This window comes from Microbacterium sp. Root61 (genome assembly GCF_001427525.1).
GTDB lineage: Bacteria > Actinomycetota > Actinomycetes > Actinomycetales > Microbacteriaceae > Microbacterium.
This window is the reverse complement of the sequence record NZ_LMGU01000002.1, coordinates 447,427-464,074: the sequence shown is the minus strand read 5'-3', so window position 1 is coordinate 464,074 and position 16,648 is coordinate 447,427. Positions and strand designations below refer to the sequence as shown.

The window sequence follows — 16,648 nt, the reverse complement described above, 5'->3', positions numbered from 1 at the left end:
GGGGCCCCCTCCTCACTGCTGATTCCTGCCGTTGTCTGGGTCGATAACTGTACAACACCGACTGGTGCCAATCTAATCCCGTGCGCTGGGGAAAGGGTGGGAATCGCCGAATGTAACCGTCCTGAAACACGGTGTGTTCCCGACGCGCGGAAATTCGTCAGAGGGCGTCGCGCACCGCCTGGAGTGAGCGGCGCACGCTCTCGGTGCGGATCATCGCCCGCGTCCCGTCCAGCCGCAGGGATGTGACGGTGGTCGCCTCGGGGGTGGAGATGCCGATGTGCACGGTGCCGACCGGCTGCCCGTCGGGCGAGTCGGGACCGGCGATCCCCGTGGTGGCGATCCCCACGTCGGCGGGCACCCCGTCCCGTCCGAGCGCCGCACGGACGCCCGATGCCATCTGCTTGGCGACCTCCGGGTGCACCGGTCCGTGCTGCGCCAGGAGCGCCGCATCCACTCCCAGCACCGACTGCTTGAGGTCCGTCGCGTACGCGACCACTCCGCCCCGCACGCTCACGGATGCACCGGGGACGGCGACCAGCGCCGCCACCAGGAGCCCGCCGGTCAGAGACTCGGCGACGCCGATGCTCCAACCCCGCGCCTGCAGCCGTTCGAGAACGGCCACAGCCAGTTCGTCGGGCTCAGACCCCACGCCGCTTGTCCTTGCGGGCACCGCGCATCTCGGTCACGACGTAGTCGATGCCGCTCGCGATCGTCAGGATGACGGCGATCCACATCGTCACGATGTTCACCCAGATGATCCAGTCCCCCACGACGCTCGCCAGGGGCAGCAGGGCCAACGACAGCGCGACCCCCTGTGCCAGCGTCTTGAGCTTGCCCATCCAGGCCGCAGCCACGACATGGTCGCTCGCCACGACGAGACGGTGCACCGTGATGCCGACCTCACGGATCAGCACGATGATGGTGACCCACCAGGGCAGCTCGTTCAGGATGGACAGCCCGATGAAGGCGAACCCGGTGAGCACCTTGTCGGCGATCGGGTCGAGGAGCTTGCCGAGGTCTGTGACGATCTTGTACCGACGGGCGATCCAGCCGTCGATGCCATCGGTCGCGATGGCGACGATGAACAGCACGGCCGCCCACCAGCGCAGCGGACCATCCGCTCCCCCGTCGGCCAGCAGCATCCAGAGGAAGACCGGCGCGCACAGGATGCGCACGATCGTGATCGTGTTCGGCAACTGCCGGGGAACAGCCATCAGTCGCGCCCCGTCAATCCCCAGGCGTCTTCATCGCCGGCATCGTCGGCCTCGACGACCGGGTAGCCCTCGAACTGCGCCTCGACCGGGTCGATGGGGCGCGGCGGGGCGACCGGCGCTGCAGCGGCCGGAGCGGCCGGCACGTCCTGACCGCGCAGCCGCGCCATCACGCCGGGCAACTGTTCATTCGTGACGAGCACGTCACGCGCCTTCGACCCTTCGGAAGGGCCGACGATCTCGCGCGACTCGAGCAGGTCCATCAGGCGGCCGGCCTTGGCGAAGCCCACGCGCAGCTTGCGCTGCAGCATCGACGTCGAGCCGAACTGCGACGAGACGACGAGCTCGGCGGCGGCCAGCAGCAGTTCGAGGTCGTCGCCGATGTCGGCGTCGACTTCCTTCTTCTGCGCCTCGACCGCGACATCCGTCCGGTACTCCGGCCGGGCCTGCGCCGTGACGTACTTGACGACCTTCTCGATCTCGGCCTCGCTGACCCACGCACCTTGGACGCGCACGGCCTTGGACGTGCCCATCGGCAGGAACAGGGCATCGCCCTGACCGATCAGGCGGTCGGCGCCGGGCTGGTCCAGGATGACGCGGCTGTCGGTGACGCTCGTCACCGCGAACGCCAGTCGCGACGGCACGTTCGCCTTGATGAGGCCGGTCACGACGTCGACGCTGGGTCGCTGGGTGGCCAGGACCAAGTGGATGCCGGAGGCACGGGCGAGCTGCGTGATGCGCACGATCGAGTCCTCGACGTCACGCGGCGCGACCATCATCAGGTCGGCGAGCTCGTCGACCACGACCAGGAGGTACGGGTAGGGCTTGAGCACGCGCTCGCTGCCGACCGGCAGGTTGACCTCGCCGGCGACGACGGCCTTGTTGAAGTCGTCGATGTGGCGGTAGCCGAACGACGCGAGGTCGTCGTACCGCATGTCCATCTCCTTCACGACCCACTGCAGCGCCTCTGCGGCCTTCTTCGGGTTCGTGATGATGGGGGTGATCAGGTGCGGCACGCCCGCGTACGACGTGAGCTCGACCCGCTTCGGGTCGATCAGCACCATGCGCACCTCGGACGGCTTCGCGCGCATCAGGAGGCTCGTGATCATGGAGTTCACGAAGCTCGACTTGCCCGAGCCGGTGGAACCGGCCACCAGGAGGTGCGGCATCTTCGCGAGGTTGGCGATGACGTAGCCGCCGCCGACGTCCTTGCCGACACCGATCGTCATGGGATGGGTGCTGGAGGCCGCGGCCTGCGAACGCAGCACGTCGCCGAGCGTGACGATCTCACGGTCGGTGTTCGGGATCTCGACGCCGATTGCGCTCTTGCCCGGGATCGGCGCGAGGATGCGGACCTCGTTGGATGCCACGGCATAGGCGATGTTGTTCGTCAGGGCGGTGATGCGCTCGACCTTGACGCCGTGGCCGACCTCGATCTCGTACTGGGTGACTGTCGGGCCGCGCGAGAAACCGGTGACGCGCGCGTCGACCTGGAACTGATCGAGCACGCTCGTGATGGCGCGCACGACCTCGTCGTTGGCGGCGGAGCGGGCCTTGTGCGGCGTGCCGGCCGCGAGCGTCGCGACCGAGGGCAGCCGGTACAGGGCGGCCGGAGGCATCCCCTCCGAAGCGGTGCCGATCCCGGAAAGACCCGGCAGGACGCCGTCGTGCTCGGGGCCGTCGTCGCGGATGGAGGTGTCGGCGACCGGCGGCAACGGCGGGATCCCGCCGGACAGATCGAGGATCTCGGTGAGCGCGTCGGGCGCGGCCGGCATCGGCGGCAACGGCGGATGCACAGGAGCGATGACCTTCTCGAAGCTGCCCTCGGTGGCTCCCGCGGGCAGGAGCTCGGTGAGGTCCTGCGAGCCGATCCCGTCGTCGGGATCCTCCTCGCGGCCGGTCTTGTTGCGTCGCCACCAGGGCAGCGACGGGTCCTCGTCGGAGGCGGCATCCTTCTTCTGCGCCGCCGCGTCGGGGTCCACAACGGGACGCTCCGCGTCGAACATCCACGCGTACAGGTCGCCGAGGCGACGGCCGATGCGGTTCGGCGGGGTCTTGGTGATGATCAGGACGCTCAGCACGGTGAGCAGGCCCAGCACGATGCACGCGCCGACGTCGGTCAGACCGAGGGCGAGCGGCTCGCCGACCATCCACCCGAACAGACCGCCGGCCTCGCTCAGCGCGGGCAGGCCCTCCTGCGGCTGCGGGCGCCCGCCGACCACGTGGCAGAAGCCCGCGATCATGATGATGAAGATGGCGAAGCCGATGCCGATACGGCCGTTGTCATGCACGGATGCCGGATGCCGGAACAGCCAGCCGGCCAGCAGGAGCAGCAGCACGGGCAGGATGAACGACACCCGCCCGATGAGACCGCCGACAGAGTAGGCGCTGATGAGCTTGGCGACCTCGTTGCCGATGAAGAACCACTCGTTGACGGCGCCGACGACCGCCAGCAGCACCAGGAAGAACGGGAACCCGTCACGGCGCTGATCCTTCTCGAGGGTCTCGGGACCGAAGGCCCGGAAAAGCCCGCCGACACCGTGCGCGAGCCCCAGCCAGGCCCGCACGATGACGGGCGGCTTCTCGCTGTCGCCGACGTAGCGCTTGGGTGCGGGATCGGGCTTCCGCGCGCGCGACGAAGGCCCCTTCGCGGACGCGCGACCACTCGTGGTCGGGCTGGTACTCCTGGCCATGAGTCAACGGTACGTCGCATCACCCCCATTCCCGTGGAATGACGCGGGCTCAGCGCAGGCGCTTGACCATCGTGTCCCGCCCTATTCCGCTCTGCGTGACGGCGAATCCTTCGCTGCGGTACAGCGTCACGGCGTGGTTGCCGCGCTCGACGCTGAGGCTGAGCCGACCGGCCCCGTCGGCTCGGGCGCGGTCGGCCAGGTGCTGCAGCAGCATCCGTCCCACTCCGTGCGCACGCCAGATCGGCCGCACGCCGATGATCAGCTCGGGCACGCCGGTGCCGACGTATCCGAATCCGGGGTCGGTGCGCGGGAACGTGCGGTACCACGCGGCGCCGATCGGCTCCCCCTGCGCATCGTGTGCCACGAACCCGGCATCGCCCGGTCGCATCCATCCGGCGATGTACCGGAGGTGCTCCGCGCCGGAGAGCACCTCGTGCCGCGGCCGGATCCCGCCCTGCCGCCAGTTCGCGGCTTCGACGACCATGTCGCCGAGGAACGCGCCGTCTCCCGGGGCGGCCGGTCGGAGCTGGAAGGTAGCGGGCACCCTCCGATGCTAATCGGGGTGTGTTTCGCGCCGATGACGCGCCGAACGGAGAACCGCCCCCGCCGAGATCGGCGAGGGCGGCTGACGGCGAAGACCGGTGCTATCCCTCGATGACGAGGGGCACGATCATCGGTCGACGACGCAACGACTGGTTGACCCAGCGCCCGATCGTGCGGCGGACGATCTGCGACAGCGCGTGCGTGTCGCGGACGCCCGACTTGGCGGCCTCTTCCAGCGCCGCCGCGATCTTGGGCTTGACGGCGTCGAAGACCGAGTCATCCTCCGCAACGCCGCGGGCGTGGATCTCCGGACCGGAGATCACGCGGCCCGTGGCCGCATCCACCACGACGATGACGGAGATGAAGCCTTCTTCGGCGAGAATCCGACGATCCTTGAGGTCAGCATCCGTGATCGCGCCCACCGTGGAGCCGTCGACGTAGACGAAACCGATGTCGAGCTGCCCGACGACGGTCGCATCTCCGTCACGGAGATCGACGACGGTGCCGTTCTCGGCGATGATCGTGCGCTCCGGCGGGATGCCGGTCTCCTGCGCGAGCTTCGCGTTCGCGGTGAGGTGTCGGTACTCGCCGTGCACCGGCATGACGTTGCGCGGCTTGAGGATGTTGTAGCAGTAGAGCAGTTCGCCCGCCGCAGCGTGCCCCGAGACGTGCACCTTGGCGTTGCCCTTGTGTACGACGTTGGCGCCGTGCTTGGTGAGACCGTCGATCACGCGGTAGATGGCGGTCTCGTTGCCCGGGATGAGGCTGGAGGCCAGGATCACGGTGTCGCCCGGGCCCGGCTCGATCTCGTGGTCGAGATTCGCCATCCGGCTGAGGACGGCCATCGGCTCGCCCTGCGAACCGGTGGACATGTAGACGATCTTGTCGTCGGGCAGGTCGCGTGCCTTCTTGTAGTCGATGAGGATGCCCTCGGGCACGTGCAGGTATCCGAGATCCGACGCGATCCCCATGTTGCGCACCATGCTTCGGCCGAGCAGCGCGACGCGGCGACCGTGGGCGGCCGCGGCATCCAGCACCTGCTGCACGCGATGCACGTGGCTGGAGAAGCTGGCGACGATCACGCGGCGGGGCGCCTTGGCGATGACCTGGTCCAGTACGGGTCCGATCGAGCGCTCGGTGGGCGTGAAGCCGGGCACCTCGGCGTTGGTCGAGTCGACGAGGAAGAGGTCGATGCCCTCTTCGCCGAGCCGGGCGAACGCGCGCAGGTCGGTGAGGCGTCCGTCGAGAGGAAGCTGATCCATCTTGAAGTCGCCGGTAGCCAGCACCATTCCGGCCGGCGTGCGAATCGCCACGGCGAGCGCGTCCGGAATCGAGTGGTTGACCGCCACGAACTCGAGATCGAACGGGCCGACCTTCTCGCGCTGCCCCTCGGCGACCGTCAGTGTGTACGGCTTGATGCGGTGCTCCTTGAGCTTCGCCTCGATGAGGGCGAGCGTGAGTCCGGAACCGAGCAGCGGGATGTCGCGCTTGAGGCGCAGAAGATACGGCACCGCGCCGATGTGGTCTTCGTGTCCGTGCGTGAGCACGACGCCCACGATGTCGTCGAGGCGGTGCTTGATCGGCTCGAAGTCGGGCAGGATCAGGTCGACGCCCGGTTGGTGCTCCTCAGGGAACAGCACGCCGCAGTCGACGATGAGGAGTTTGCCCTCGTATTCGAAGACCGTCATGTTGCGGCCGATCTCTCCGAGACCGCCGAGCGGGGTGACGCGGAGAGTCCCGGGCGCGAGGGCGGGCGGGTCGTAAACAGTGTTGGGCATGAGTGCCTCCTCGCGGTGCCGGTGGCGGCATCCGCTCATTCAGTTAGTGGGGTGTGCGTTCCGCAGAACGCCGCATGTCCGGCATCCGCGCGTCTCCGTGATCGGAGGAGCGGGGACGGCGGGACATGCCGGCGATCATCGAGTCGTGCCGGAGACTTTGGGCAGCGCGCCACCGGCGGCGGCGTTGCGGTCGGGGCGGAAGTTCGAGAAGTCCGCACCCGGGATGCCGCTGAGCAGGGCCAGCTCGTCCTCGATCTTGGCGGCTTCCCATTCCTCGGGGCCCACCAGCGGCAGGCGCACGCGGGGGCTCGAGATGCGGCCGAGACCGTGCAGGATGTACTTCGCGGCAACCGTGCCGGGGATGTGCGTCATGGTGGCGCGCACGAGCGGCTCGAGGCGCATGTGCTCGGCGGTGGCGGTCTTCAGGTCGCCCGCGTTCACCGCGTCGACGATCGTGCGGTACGGCGCCGGAGCGATGTTCGCAGTGACACCGATGAGGCCGGTCGCGCCGATCGCCAGGTGCGGGAGCACGTTCGAGTCGTCGCCGGAGAAGTACATCAGGTCGGTCTCGTTCAGCACGCGGCTCACTTCGCTGAAGTCGCCCTTGGCGTCCTTGACGGCGAGGATGTTCGGGTGCTTGGCCAGGCGCAGGATCGTCTCGTACTTGATCTCCACACCGGTGCGACCCGGGATGTCGTACAGGATGACGGGCAGGTCGGTGGCGTCCGCGACGAGGCGGAAGTGCGTCAGGATGCCGGCTTGCGTGGGCTTGTTGTAGTACGGCGTCACGATCATGATCGCGTCGGCGCCGGCCTTCTCGCTGGCCTTGTACAGCTCGATCGCGTGAGCCGTCTCGTTGGAGCCGCCACCCGTGATGATCTTGGCGCGGCCCGCCGCGACGTCCTTGCCGACCTCGACGAGGCGGATCTTCTCGGCGTCCGTCAGAGTGCTGGTCTCGCCCGTGGTGCCGGTGACGACGACGCCGTCGGCGCCGGCCGAGATCACGTCGTCGATGTGCTTCTCGACCCCGGCCCAATCGACTTCGCCGTCGGCCGTCATCGGAGTGACGAGCGCGACGAGCACCTGACCGAAGGGATTGCCGGTGTGCGTCATGTTCTCAGGCTATCGGTTGACCGACACTCGCAGAACGGATGCCGGGGTGAACGAATCGTTCCCGAAGTCCGATCGAGAGTGCGAGCTCTAGTGTGAGGTCATGAGCTGGCAGACCCTCGCGACCAGGACGGTGTACGAGAACCGCTGGATGCAGGTGGAAGAGCACGATGTGATCGGCCCGGCCGGGCCGGGGATCTACGGCGTCGTGACCGTGCGGCATCCTGCGGTCTTCGTCGTCGCGCTGGATGACGACGACCGTGTGTGCTTCGTCACGATCGACAGGTACGCGACCGGCGGACCGTCGCTGGAGGTGCCCGCCGGCGGAACCGACGGCGAGAACCCGCTGGCCGGTGCTCAGCGCGAGCTGCGGGAGGAAACCGGACTCACTGCTGAGGAGTGGACCGAGCTCGGGCAGATGAACGCGCTCAACGGGATCGCCAATGCTCCGGAGCACGTCTTCCTCGCTCGCACGCTTCACGCGACACCGAACACGGCGGACCTCGCGGCGACCCAGCATGAAGAAGGGATCACCGACGTGCGCTGGGTACCGTTCGGCGACGCCTTGCGCATGATCTCCGACGGGGAGATCTCGGACGGGGAGACCATCGCGGCGCTGGCGTTCGCGGCGATCCATCTCGGCCGCCTCGGCTGACCTACCGCCCCTGGGCGCCGACCTTCGCGGCGAGGGAGGCCGGAACCAGCCGGGTGAGCGCCACCAGCGCCTTGTATCGGAACGACGGGATCGAGACGGCCTTGCCTCGCGCGGCATCGCGCAGGGATTCGGCCACGACATCCCTCGCCTCCAGCCACATGCCGGGCGACACGCCCTCGCGGCCGGGCAGCAGGCCCATCCGCTCGTGGAAGCCGGTGTGGGTGAAGCCGGGGCAGACCGCCGTCACTGTGACGCCCTGCGGTGCGTACCGATCGTTCGCCCAGCGGCTGAAGCTGATCAGCCAGCCCTTGCAGGCGCCGTAGGTCGAGCGCGGGATGAAGCCCGCGACGGAAGCGACGTTGATGATGCGGCCGTTGCCGCGGGCGAGCATGGGCTGCAGCGCCGCGTGAGTGAGCCGCATCGGCACCTCGACGTGCAGGTGCAGGTGGCGCACCTCGTCGTCGATGTCGTTGCGCTCGAACGCGAGCGGAAGACCGAATCCGGCGTTGTTGACGAGGATGCCGATCGGGCGGTCTGCATCGACGAGCCGTTCTTCGACCTTGGTGCGCTGGCGCCGCTTGAGCAGATCGACGGCAAGCACCTCTACCTCGACGTCGTAGACGCGCCGGAGCTGCTGCGCGAGCTTCTCGAGGGCGTCGCGGTCCCGCGCGACCAGCACGAGGTCGGCGCCGGTGGCCGCCAGCTGCCGCGCATACTCCGCGCCGAGACCCGAGCTCGCGCCGGTGATCAATGCCCGCTTCATGTCAGTCTCCGGCCCGGTCGAGAGTGAGGAAGCGGTAGCGGATGCCGCTGCGCGAGGTGTGCCAGCCCTGCTCCGGCTCGATCGACTCCCGCTGCCAGTCCGGCCGCTCGGGCGCGAACGTGTCGCCGGTGACATCGACGTCGAGCTCCGTGACCTCGAGCCGATCCGCGAGCGCCACGCTCTCGCGGAAGAGCTCGCCGCCACCGATGATCCAGATCCACTCCGAGGACGAGGCATCCGCCAGTGCTGCAGCGAGCGAACCCGCACGCTCGGCACCGTCGGCCGCCCAGTCCTCCTGGCGGGTCACGACGATGTTGCGACGGCCCGACAGCGGGCGGAACCGCTCGGGCAGCGACTCCCAGGTCTTGCGCCCCATCACGACGGGCGAGCCGTTCGTGACCTCTTTGAAGTGGGCCAGGTCTTCGGGCACGTGCCACGGCATGCCCCCGCTCGCACCGATCACCCCGCCGTGCGCCTCGGCCCAGATCAGGCCGATCCGAGAGGTCATACCGCGACCGCGCCGCGGATCGCGGGGTGGTGCTGATAGTCCTCGACGAGGAAGTCGTCGTACTCGTAGTCGAAGAGCGAGTCGGGCTTCCGCGCGAACTGGAACGTCGGGTACGGGTACGGGTCGCGGGAGAGCTGTTCGCGCACCTGCTCGAGGTGGTTGTCGTAGATGTGGCAGTCGCCGCCTGTCCAGACGAAGTCACCGGGCTCGAGTCCGGTCTGCTGCGCCACCATGAGCGTCAGCAGCGCGTACGACGCGATGTTGAACGGCACGCCGAGGAAGAGATCGGCGCTGCGCTGGTAGAGCTGGCACGACAGCTTGCCGTCGGCGACGTAGAACTGGAACATCGCGTGGCACGGCGCGAGGGCCATGTCGGGGATATCGGCGGGGTTCCAGGCCGACACCAGCAGCCGCCGCGAGTCGGGGTTGGACCGGATCTGCTCGACCACCTGCGAGATCTGGTCGATGTGCCCGCCGTCGGGCGTCGGCCACGAGCGCCACTGCACGCCGTACACGGGGCCCAGTTCGCCCTCGGCGTCGGCCCACTCGTCCCAGATCGTGACGCCGTGCTCCTGCAGCCACTTCACGTTCGACTCGCCGCGCAGGAACCATAGCAGCTCGTACGCGATCGACTTCATGTGCACGCGCTTCGTGGTGATCAGCGGGAAGCCCTGCGACAGGTCGAAGCGGATCTGACGCCCGAACGCACTGGTCGTCCCGGTGCCGGTGCGGTCGTCCTTGTGCGTGCCGTGCTCCAGGACGTCGCGCAGGAGGTCCTCGTAGGGTGTGGGGATCGCCGTAGTCACGACTGCCACGATACCCGCGCCCCCGACATCCGGTCGTGTTACGAGCCCGCGTCATACTCGCGCCGTCCGGGCCGGATTCAGCCGACAGCGACTAGCCTGAGTGGCTGTGACCATCGTCAGCGCGCTCGTCGGCCTCGCCGTGCTTCTTGCGGTGACGGTCGGCGTCGGCCTGTTCCTGCGCTGGCAGCAGAATCGGCCGCGGCGCCACATCGCGCACGAGGTCGTCGAGCCGGAGCGCCTGGGTGCCGAGGCGCTCGGCGAGACCGCCACCCTGCTGCAGTTCAGCACCGAGCTGTGCGCCCGCTGCCCCGGCGTGCACCGCACCCTGGCCGACATCGCCGGCACGCGCGACGGGGTGCGCCACCTCGACGTCGATCTCACGCATCGGCCGGACATCGCCAAGCACTTCCACGTGCTGCAGACCCCGACGACACTCATCCTCGACAAGGACGGCGCCGTGCAGACCCGCTTCGGCGGTGTGCCGAACCGCGACGTGCTCGAGCTGGAGCTGACCCGACTGACCGGAGACACCGCGCATGTCTGAGCGTACGGATGCCCCACCCGCCGGTGTCGACCCGCGCGCGCTGCGCTTCGCGGCCGGCATCACCTCGCTGCTGCTCCTGATCGACGTGTTCCTGGGTCTGACCGGGCTGTCCACTGCGCAGGGAACCGTCACCTTCATCAAGAACGGCGCTGTCGTCGACCCGACCGCGTGGGCGATCGCCTACGCCTCCGTTGCCGAGCGCATCCTCGATCCGGCCTTCCTGCTGCTGCTCGTGATCGCGCTGCTCTTCCTGTGGACGATCCTGTCCGCGCGCACCTCCCCGTGGAGCGTCCTGTTCCGCACCGTCGTCCGCCCCCGTCTGAAGGCGCCTGCCGACCTCGAGGATCCTCGTCCGCCTCGCTTCGCGCAGGGTGTCGGACTCCTCGTGACCACGATCGGGCTGCTCCTGCAGCTGTTCGGCGTGCCGTGGGCGCTGCCCATCGCCGCGGCGGTCGCGTTCGTCGCCGCGTTCCTGAACGCGGCGTTCGGGCTGTGCCTGGGCTGCCAGCTCTACCTCCTGCTGCAGCGCGCGGGCATCGTCGGGCGCGAGCGTCCGTCCGCGGCCTGACCCGCACCCCGATCGCCGCACTCGGGCACCAGAACTTCGGGGGAAACCACGCGGTCGGGTGAATCGGCCCGATTCGATCCGACGCTGCGGCGATCTCCGACGCTGTGGCGCGCCACCGGCGCGCGGCACCCCGCAGCCGGTGCATCCCGGCATCCGCCCGATTAGGCTGACGGCGAGGCGCTGCGATCTACGGAGCGCCCGAAGACCACCGGAGGTTCTCATGACCGTCACGAGCGAAGCGACCAGCCACTGGAAGGGCTCCCTGACCGAGGGCTCCGGCACTGTCGCGTTGAACTCCTCGGGCCTCGGCACCTTCGACATCAACTGGAAGGCGCGCAGCGAGGGCTCCACCTCGGTCACGACTCCCGAAGAGCTGATCGCCGCCGCCCACGCGTCCTGCTTCAGCATGGCGTTCTCGCACGCGCTGGCCGAGAACGGCACCCCGCCGCAGTCGGTCGACACGACGGCATCCGTCACGTTCAAGCCCGGCACCGGCATCACCGGCAGCCACCTCAACGTCAACGCCGTCATCCCGGGCCTGAGCCAGGAGGACTTCGAGCGCATCGCCGCCGACGCCAAGACGAACTGCCCGGTCTCGCAGGCCCTTGCGGGCATCGAGATCACGCTCGAGGCGACGCTTGCCTGAAGCTGACGGTCGCGTCGTCGTCGCTGGGGCCTCCGGCCTCATCGGCGGCGCGCTCGTCGCGGCGCTGCGCGCCGACGGCATCCCCGTCACGACCCTCGTGCGTCGGCCTGCAGTCGGTCCCGACGAGGTCGAATGGCTCGTCGACACGACTCCGCTGGATCCTGCGATCCTGGAGGGCGCACGGGCCGTGATCGGCCTGAACGGGGCTACGATCGGCCGGTTCCCGTGGACGCCCAAGTACAAGAACACCCTGGTCTGGTCGCGCATCACGCCGACACGGGCACTGGCCCGTGCGGTGCGCGAGATGGGGACGGATGCCCCGGCCTTCGTCTCCGCATCGGCGGTGGGCTACTACGGCACCGCGCCGGGTGCGCGCCTGACCGAGCAGTCACCGCGCGGGGACTCGTTCCTCGCCGATCTGTGCGGCGAATGGGAGGCGGCCGCGCTGGCCGCCAGTCCGCAGGCGCGCGTCGCCCTGCTGCGCACCGCCCCGGTCGTGCATCCGGACGGCGTGCTCAAGCCGCTCGCTCTGCTCACGCGTGCCGGTCTCTCCGGACCCATCGCCGGCGGACGGCAGGCATGGCCCTGGATCTCGCTCGATGACGAGGTCCGCGCCATCCGTCACGTCATCGACGGTGACATCGCCGGACCCGTCAATCTCACCGGACCGACGCGGGCCACCGCCAACGACCTCGGCTTCGCCCTCGCGGTGCGCCTGAACCGCCCGTACGTGCTGCGAGCTCCCGCGTGGGGCATCCGCGCCGTCCTCGGTCGCGACGCCGCCGACGCCCTGCTCCTGTCCGATCTGGATGTCGCCCCGGCTGCCCTCACAGCCTCGGGGTTCGAGTTCAGGCATCCGAGCGTCGAAGACGCCGTCGCCGTCGCGCTACCGGTCGACGCGGCCTGAACGCCCGGCACGCCGAGCAGCGCACCGAGACTGCACCCGGAAGTCGAGACTGTGGGTATTACCCGCAGTCTGGTCGCACCGTTGCAGTCTCGCGGTCAGAGGCGTGCGTGCGCGACCCCTAGCCGCCGGACGGGCGCGCTGCCCGGCGTTCGGCGGTCTCGAACCGGATCGCCGTCCGCACGGCCGCACGCGCCCGTTTGCGGTCTCCTGCGGCGTCGTACGCCAGCGCCAGGCGGTACCAGGCCCGCCACGACTCCGGGGCGGCCTCGACCTCGGCACGGTACTCGGGGAAGACGGCGTCGCCGTCCTCGCGCATCACCCGGCCGCTGGGGCGCACCGTGACGACATCCTCCGGCAGCGCATCCTCGGCCTCGAGTCGCCGGCCGAGCTGCTCGGCGCGGACGCCGAACCACAGCTCGCGTCCCAGCGCCCAGATCGCGACGAGCGGCAGCACGATGAGCGCCACCCCCATTGCGATGGCGATCGGGTCGCCGCTGATGAGCAGGAGCCACGCCCGCTGCCCCACCAGGAAGATATACAGCAGCAGCAGCGCCGACATGACGGCGACGCCGATACGAGGACCGCTCATAGCCCCGTGGCGCGTGCGACCTGGCCGGGCACGTCGCCCTCCGCCACCGGCTTCGCCGCCGACGAACCGGGCGTGCGGATGCCGATCTCGAGGAAGCTGTCGAGACCGACGGTCATGCCGCGGGCATCGCGAGCCGCCGCCAGGGCGAGACGGATGCCGGGGGCATAGGCGAGGGCCGGATCGATCGTGTCGTGCGTGATCGTGACGGACTCCCCCGCGCCGGAGAGGATCGTCTCCTGTCGGGCGACGACGCCGGGCCGGCGCAGCGAGTGGATCGGGACGCTGGCGACCTGCTGACCGCGCGCCCGCTGGTCGGCATGCGGCGACTCGACCGGGCCGACGCCGGCGCGGGCGGCGGCGATCAGCTCGGCGGTACGCACAGCGGTGCCGCTCGGCGAGTCGACCTTCGTCTCGCGGTGGGTCTCGATGATCTCGATCGAAGGGAAGAAGGGCGCGGCGGATGCGGCCAGAGCCGAGGACAGCACCGACCCGAGGGAGAAGTTCGGGATGAACACGGCCCCCGTGCCGGCGGCCTCCACGAGCGGACGCACCAGCGCGATGCGCTCGGCCGACCAGCCGGAGGTGCCGACGAGGATGTTGATGCCGCGGTCGATGGCCGCTCGCACGACGTCGATCGACACGGCGGGGGTCGAGGCGTCCACCACCAGGTCCGCGCCGTCGAGCTCGGAGAACTCCGAGCGGGAGGACAGCACCGCGACGACGTCGAAGTCGGGCGCGCTCTCCACGACCTCGCGGATGATGCTCCCGAGCTTGCCTGTGCCGCCCACAATGGCCACGCGTGTCGTCATGTCATCCAGCCTAACGACGCCGCGCCCCTCCCCCGGGCGCATGGCGCAGGACTACCCTCGTGACGTGGTCTCGATTCTTCCCGCCCCCGTCGACGATCCGATCGCCCACGAGCTGCTCGACGAGTACTTCCGCTCCCGTGAGATCGGCTTCGCGCACCAGAACACGGTGTACACCGCCGTCTTCCCCGATCCGGCGACCTTCACTCCGCCCGCGGGCGTGTTCGTCGTGCTGCGCGACGACGACGAGAAGGGCGTGGGATGCGGCGGCATCCGTCGGATCGCCGACTCCGACGCCGGCATCCGCTACGAGGTCAAGCACCTCTACCTGCGCCCCGAGACCCGCGGTCTCGGCTGGGGACGCCTGCTGCTGGACGACCTCGAACGACGGGCACGTGAATCGGATGCCGCCGAGCTCGTGCTCGACACGCACCACAGCCTGGAGGCCGCCGCCGGGCTCTATGCCGCTGCCGGATTCCGCGCCATCGAGCGCTTCAACGACAACCCGAACGCGACCCGCTGGTACGGCAAGAGTCTGGTCGACTAGACCGGGAGGCTCTCCGGCAGGCCGGTGCGCAGTTCCACCGGCAGGTGTGCCAGATCATTGTGCGATACGAGGGTCCACGGGCGCCCCTGACGCTGCGCGATCACCGTCAGGCCGCAGTGGGCCTGGTTGAGGGTCATCCAGCGCCAGTCGGGCGCCTGCAGCACCTCGCGCACGAACCACGCGATCACGAAGTTGTGGGTGATGAGCAGCTCGTGCACGTCGCCGGGCTTGCGCACCAGGAACTCGCTGACGGCGTCGGCCATCTGTGCGTGGCCGGCTTCGATCTCCGCTTCGGTGACCGAGCCGAAGAACGATTCGAACGAACTCGGGGTCTCGGGGGTCATCCCCGTCGGGACGCAGTCGAACAGCAGCGCCGAAGGCTCGGGCGACACGGAGGGCAGTCGATCGGCCACCGCACGCGCGGTCTCGCTGGCCCGTTCGAGCGGCGAGTGCCAGACGGCGCTGAGGGCCACTCCGGACAGCCGATCCGCGAGAAGCGAGGCTTGGCGTCGTCCACGCGGGGAAAGCGGGCCATCTGCGAGGCCGTGCTCGGCGTCCTGATGCTCGCCGTGCCGCACGAGATAGAGGTAGTGCGTCACGCCTTCTCACTTCGTTGGGGGAGGTTGCCCGGGGGCTCCTCCACCATACGTCACCCGCGCGACACCCGCCCGGGCGGCGACCTATTCGGACGCGCGTGCGATATCGGCGAGCTGCACGCGACTGAGTCGCACACCTACGCCCTGAGCGAGTTCCTCGACGTGCTGCGGAGCGAACGCGTTCACGATCGGCGCGGTGACCAGCTTCTGCGCCAGCAGCCACGCGACCGCGACCGCGGCATCCGGCACGCCCAGTTCGGTGCCGACGGCGTCCAGGGCCCGCAGCGTGCGGCTCCCCCGGCGGTTCAGGTTCGCGGCGATCTGCGCACCTCGCACCGACAGCACCGTGCGCATCCGCGTGCGCTGGCGACCGGCGAGGAAGCCGTGCTCGAGGGCGTGCGAAGGCGTGACGGCGATGCTCTGGGCACCCGCGACCAGCCGGAGGTTGGAGTCGAAGTCCTGACGACGCAGCACGTTGAAGGGCACGTCCAGCACGGTGACCCGAGGGAACCCGGCCGAGGCGAGGATGCGGGCCTCGACGAGCTGTGCGGCTGTGTACCCGACCGCGCCGAGCGCGCGGACCTTGCCGGACTCCACGAGCCACTCCGCGGTCGCCAGGGTGTCTTCCAGCGGCGTCGAGGGGTCGGCGACGGCATCGAGGTACAGCACGTCGATGCGGTCGGTGCGCAGTCGCGTGAGGGAGGCCTCGACCGCACGCACGAGGTTGACCGAGCCGAGTCCGGGGTTGTCGGGGTGACCGCCGACCCGGACGGCCAGCACGATGTCGTCGCGCAGGCCCCGGGAGTGCAGCCACTGCCCGACGATGTGCTCGCTGCGGCCGCCGGAGAAGCTGTCGGCCGTGTGCACGGCGTTGCCGCCGAGCTCGGTGTACGCGTCGAGGATCTCGTGGCTGGATTCGAGGTCGACGTTCCAGCCGAACTCCGCAGCTCCAAGGATCAGCGGGAAGATCCGGAAGCCGGTCTCGCCGAGCGGTACGTGCAGCGCCCGGCCGATCGGGGGTCCCTGCACCGGAATCGGAGCGGAAGGGTGCCGGGCGCGCGTGCCGGGCGAACCGGCCGCGGCGCTCGTCGACGATGCGGTCGTACCTACACCGAAGAAAGCCATGTCCCACCCCCTCACGAATGTCCCCGGGTGGAGGTATTCGTGACTACGAAACCCGCGCCCCCCGGCGCGTACTACGAGGCTAGGCCTCGTTCGCCGAGGTTCCGGCCGCCTCGGCGACCGAACGGTAAACATTCGATAACGCTTCGGTCACGACGGGGCGCGGATGCCGGATCCTGTCCCCCATGCGGCGGACATCCCAGTCAAACAGCGGATGCCCGCACTCTTCCAGAGGAGAGCACGGGCATCCGTGATA

19 protein-coding genes are annotated in these 16,648 nt (G+C 69.4%); 6 read left to right on the top strand and 13 right to left on the bottom strand.

Annotated features, from left to right (window positions below):
• Positions 1-157: 157 nt before the first annotated feature.
• The 6 genes from ASD65_RS18405 to dapA all read right to left on the bottom strand — a co-directional run bounded on the left by ASD65_RS18405 (position 158) and on the right by dapA (position 7,338).
• On the bottom strand, positions 158-649 hold the full coding sequence (locus ASD65_RS18405; protein ID WP_056226192.1) for a CinA family protein: 492 nt from the start codon (positions 647-649) through the stop codon (positions 158-160).
• Positions 639-1,214, bottom strand: coding sequence for a CDP-diacylglycerol--glycerol-3-phosphate 3-phosphatidyltransferase (gene pgsA, locus ASD65_RS18400; protein WP_056226189.1), 576 nt, complete (start codon positions 1,212-1,214; stop codon positions 639-641). Before pgsA ends, ASD65_RS18405 begins: the two co-directional genes overlap by 11 nt.
• Positions 1,214-3,904 carry a DNA translocase FtsK gene (locus ASD65_RS18395; protein WP_056226186.1) on the bottom strand — a complete coding sequence of 897 codons (2,691 nt, stop codon included), beginning with the start codon at positions 3,902-3,904 and terminating at the stop codon, positions 1,214-1,216. Before ASD65_RS18395 ends, pgsA begins: the two co-directional genes overlap by 1 nt.
• A gap of 49 nt (positions 3,905-3,953) precedes the next feature.
• Positions 3,954-4,388, bottom strand: a complete 435-nt coding sequence (locus ASD65_RS18390; RefSeq protein ID WP_442922459.1) for a GNAT family N-acetyltransferase — start codon at positions 4,386-4,388, stop codon at positions 3,954-3,956.
• Positions 4,389-4,548: 160 nt separating this feature from the next.
• Positions 4,549-6,225 carry a ribonuclease J gene (locus tag ASD65_RS18385; protein WP_056226180.1) on the bottom strand — a complete coding sequence of 559 codons (1,677 nt, stop codon included), beginning with the start codon at positions 6,223-6,225 and terminating at the stop codon, positions 4,549-4,551.
• Positions 6,226-6,360: 135 nt separating this feature from the next.
• Positions 6,361-7,338, bottom strand: a complete 978-nt coding sequence (gene dapA / locus ASD65_RS18380; protein WP_056226177.1) for a 4-hydroxy-tetrahydrodipicolinate synthase — start codon at positions 7,336-7,338, stop codon at positions 6,361-6,363.
• A gap of 100 nt (positions 7,339-7,438) precedes the next feature.
• On the opposite strand from dapA, the gene ASD65_RS18375 reads away from it, so the two are divergent.
• On the top strand, positions 7,439-7,990 hold the full coding sequence (locus ASD65_RS18375) for an NUDIX domain-containing protein (protein WP_056226174.1): 552 nt from the start codon (positions 7,439-7,441) through the stop codon (positions 7,988-7,990).
• Between the two features lies 1 nt (position 7,991).
• Here ASD65_RS18375 and ASD65_RS18370 read toward each other — a convergent pair whose 3' ends face one another.
• From ASD65_RS18370 to ASD65_RS18360, 3 genes are read right to left on the bottom strand one after another with little or no spacing between them, the layout of a single operon-like run.
• Entirely contained in the window at positions 7,992-8,753 is a 762-nt protein-coding gene (locus ASD65_RS18370; RefSeq protein ID WP_056226171.1) for an SDR family NAD(P)-dependent oxidoreductase, read from the bottom strand.
• Position 8,754: 1 nt separating this feature from the next.
• The gene (locus ASD65_RS18365; protein ID WP_056226167.1) at positions 8,755-9,261 is read right to left on the bottom strand and encodes a dihydrofolate reductase; all 507 of its coding nucleotides are present in this window, start codon (positions 9,259-9,261) and stop codon (positions 8,755-8,757) included.
• A complete protein-coding gene (locus ASD65_RS18360; protein WP_056226164.1) occupies positions 9,258-10,067 on the bottom strand; it encodes a thymidylate synthase in 810 nt (269 codons plus the stop codon). The genes ASD65_RS18365 and ASD65_RS18360 overlap by 4 nt, the downstream gene beginning before the upstream one ends.
• A gap of 106 nt (positions 10,068-10,173) precedes the next feature.
• Between ASD65_RS18360 and ASD65_RS18355 the strand changes: the two genes are divergently transcribed.
• The 4 genes from ASD65_RS18355 (at position 10,174) to ASD65_RS18340 (ending at position 12,732) form a co-directional block, all read left to right on the top strand.
• A complete protein-coding gene (locus ASD65_RS18355; RefSeq protein ID WP_056226161.1) occupies positions 10,174-10,611 on the top strand; it encodes a thioredoxin family protein in 438 nt (145 codons plus the stop codon).
• Positions 10,604-11,179, top strand: a complete 576-nt coding sequence (locus tag ASD65_RS18350) for a DUF4395 domain-containing protein (protein ID WP_056226158.1) — start codon at positions 10,604-10,606, stop codon at positions 11,177-11,179. Before ASD65_RS18355 ends, ASD65_RS18350 begins: the two co-directional genes overlap by 8 nt.
• Positions 11,180-11,399: 220 nt before the next feature.
• The gene (locus ASD65_RS18345; RefSeq protein ID WP_056226154.1) at positions 11,400-11,825 is read left to right on the top strand and encodes an OsmC family protein; all 426 of its coding nucleotides are present in this window, start codon (positions 11,400-11,402) and stop codon (positions 11,823-11,825) included.
• Positions 11,818-12,732, top strand: a complete 915-nt coding sequence (locus tag ASD65_RS18340) for a TIGR01777 family oxidoreductase (protein ID WP_056226152.1) — start codon at positions 11,818-11,820, stop codon at positions 12,730-12,732. The genes ASD65_RS18345 and ASD65_RS18340 overlap by 8 nt, the downstream gene beginning before the upstream one ends.
• 118 nt (positions 12,733-12,850) lie before the next feature.
• Here ASD65_RS18340 and ASD65_RS18335 read toward each other — a convergent pair whose 3' ends face one another.
• Entirely contained in the window at positions 12,851-13,321 is a 471-nt protein-coding gene (locus tag ASD65_RS18335) for a hypothetical protein (protein ID WP_056226149.1), read from the bottom strand.
• Positions 13,318-14,130, bottom strand: a complete 813-nt coding sequence (gene dapB / locus ASD65_RS18330) for a 4-hydroxy-tetrahydrodipicolinate reductase (protein WP_056226146.1) — start codon at positions 14,128-14,130, stop codon at positions 13,318-13,320. Before dapB ends, ASD65_RS18335 begins: the two co-directional genes overlap by 4 nt.
• Before the next feature lie 64 nt (positions 14,131-14,194).
• On the opposite strand from dapB, the gene ASD65_RS18325 reads away from it, so the two are divergent.
• A complete protein-coding gene (locus tag ASD65_RS18325) occupies positions 14,195-14,674 on the top strand; it encodes a GNAT family N-acetyltransferase (RefSeq protein WP_056226506.1) in 480 nt (159 codons plus the stop codon).
• Here the strand turns inward: ASD65_RS18325 and ASD65_RS18320 are convergent.
• Both ASD65_RS18320 and ASD65_RS18315 read right to left on the bottom strand, forming a co-directional pair.
• The gene (locus tag ASD65_RS18320; protein ID WP_056226143.1) at positions 14,671-15,273 is read right to left on the bottom strand and encodes a histidine phosphatase family protein; all 603 of its coding nucleotides are present in this window, start codon (positions 15,271-15,273) and stop codon (positions 14,671-14,673) included. The genes ASD65_RS18325 and ASD65_RS18320 overlap by 4 nt on opposite strands.
• An 81-nt stretch (positions 15,274-15,354) precedes the next feature.
• A complete protein-coding gene (locus ASD65_RS18315) occupies positions 15,355-16,395 on the bottom strand; it encodes an aldo/keto reductase (RefSeq protein WP_056226140.1) in 1,041 nt (346 codons plus the stop codon).
• Between the last annotated feature and the right edge of the window lie 253 nt (positions 16,396-16,648).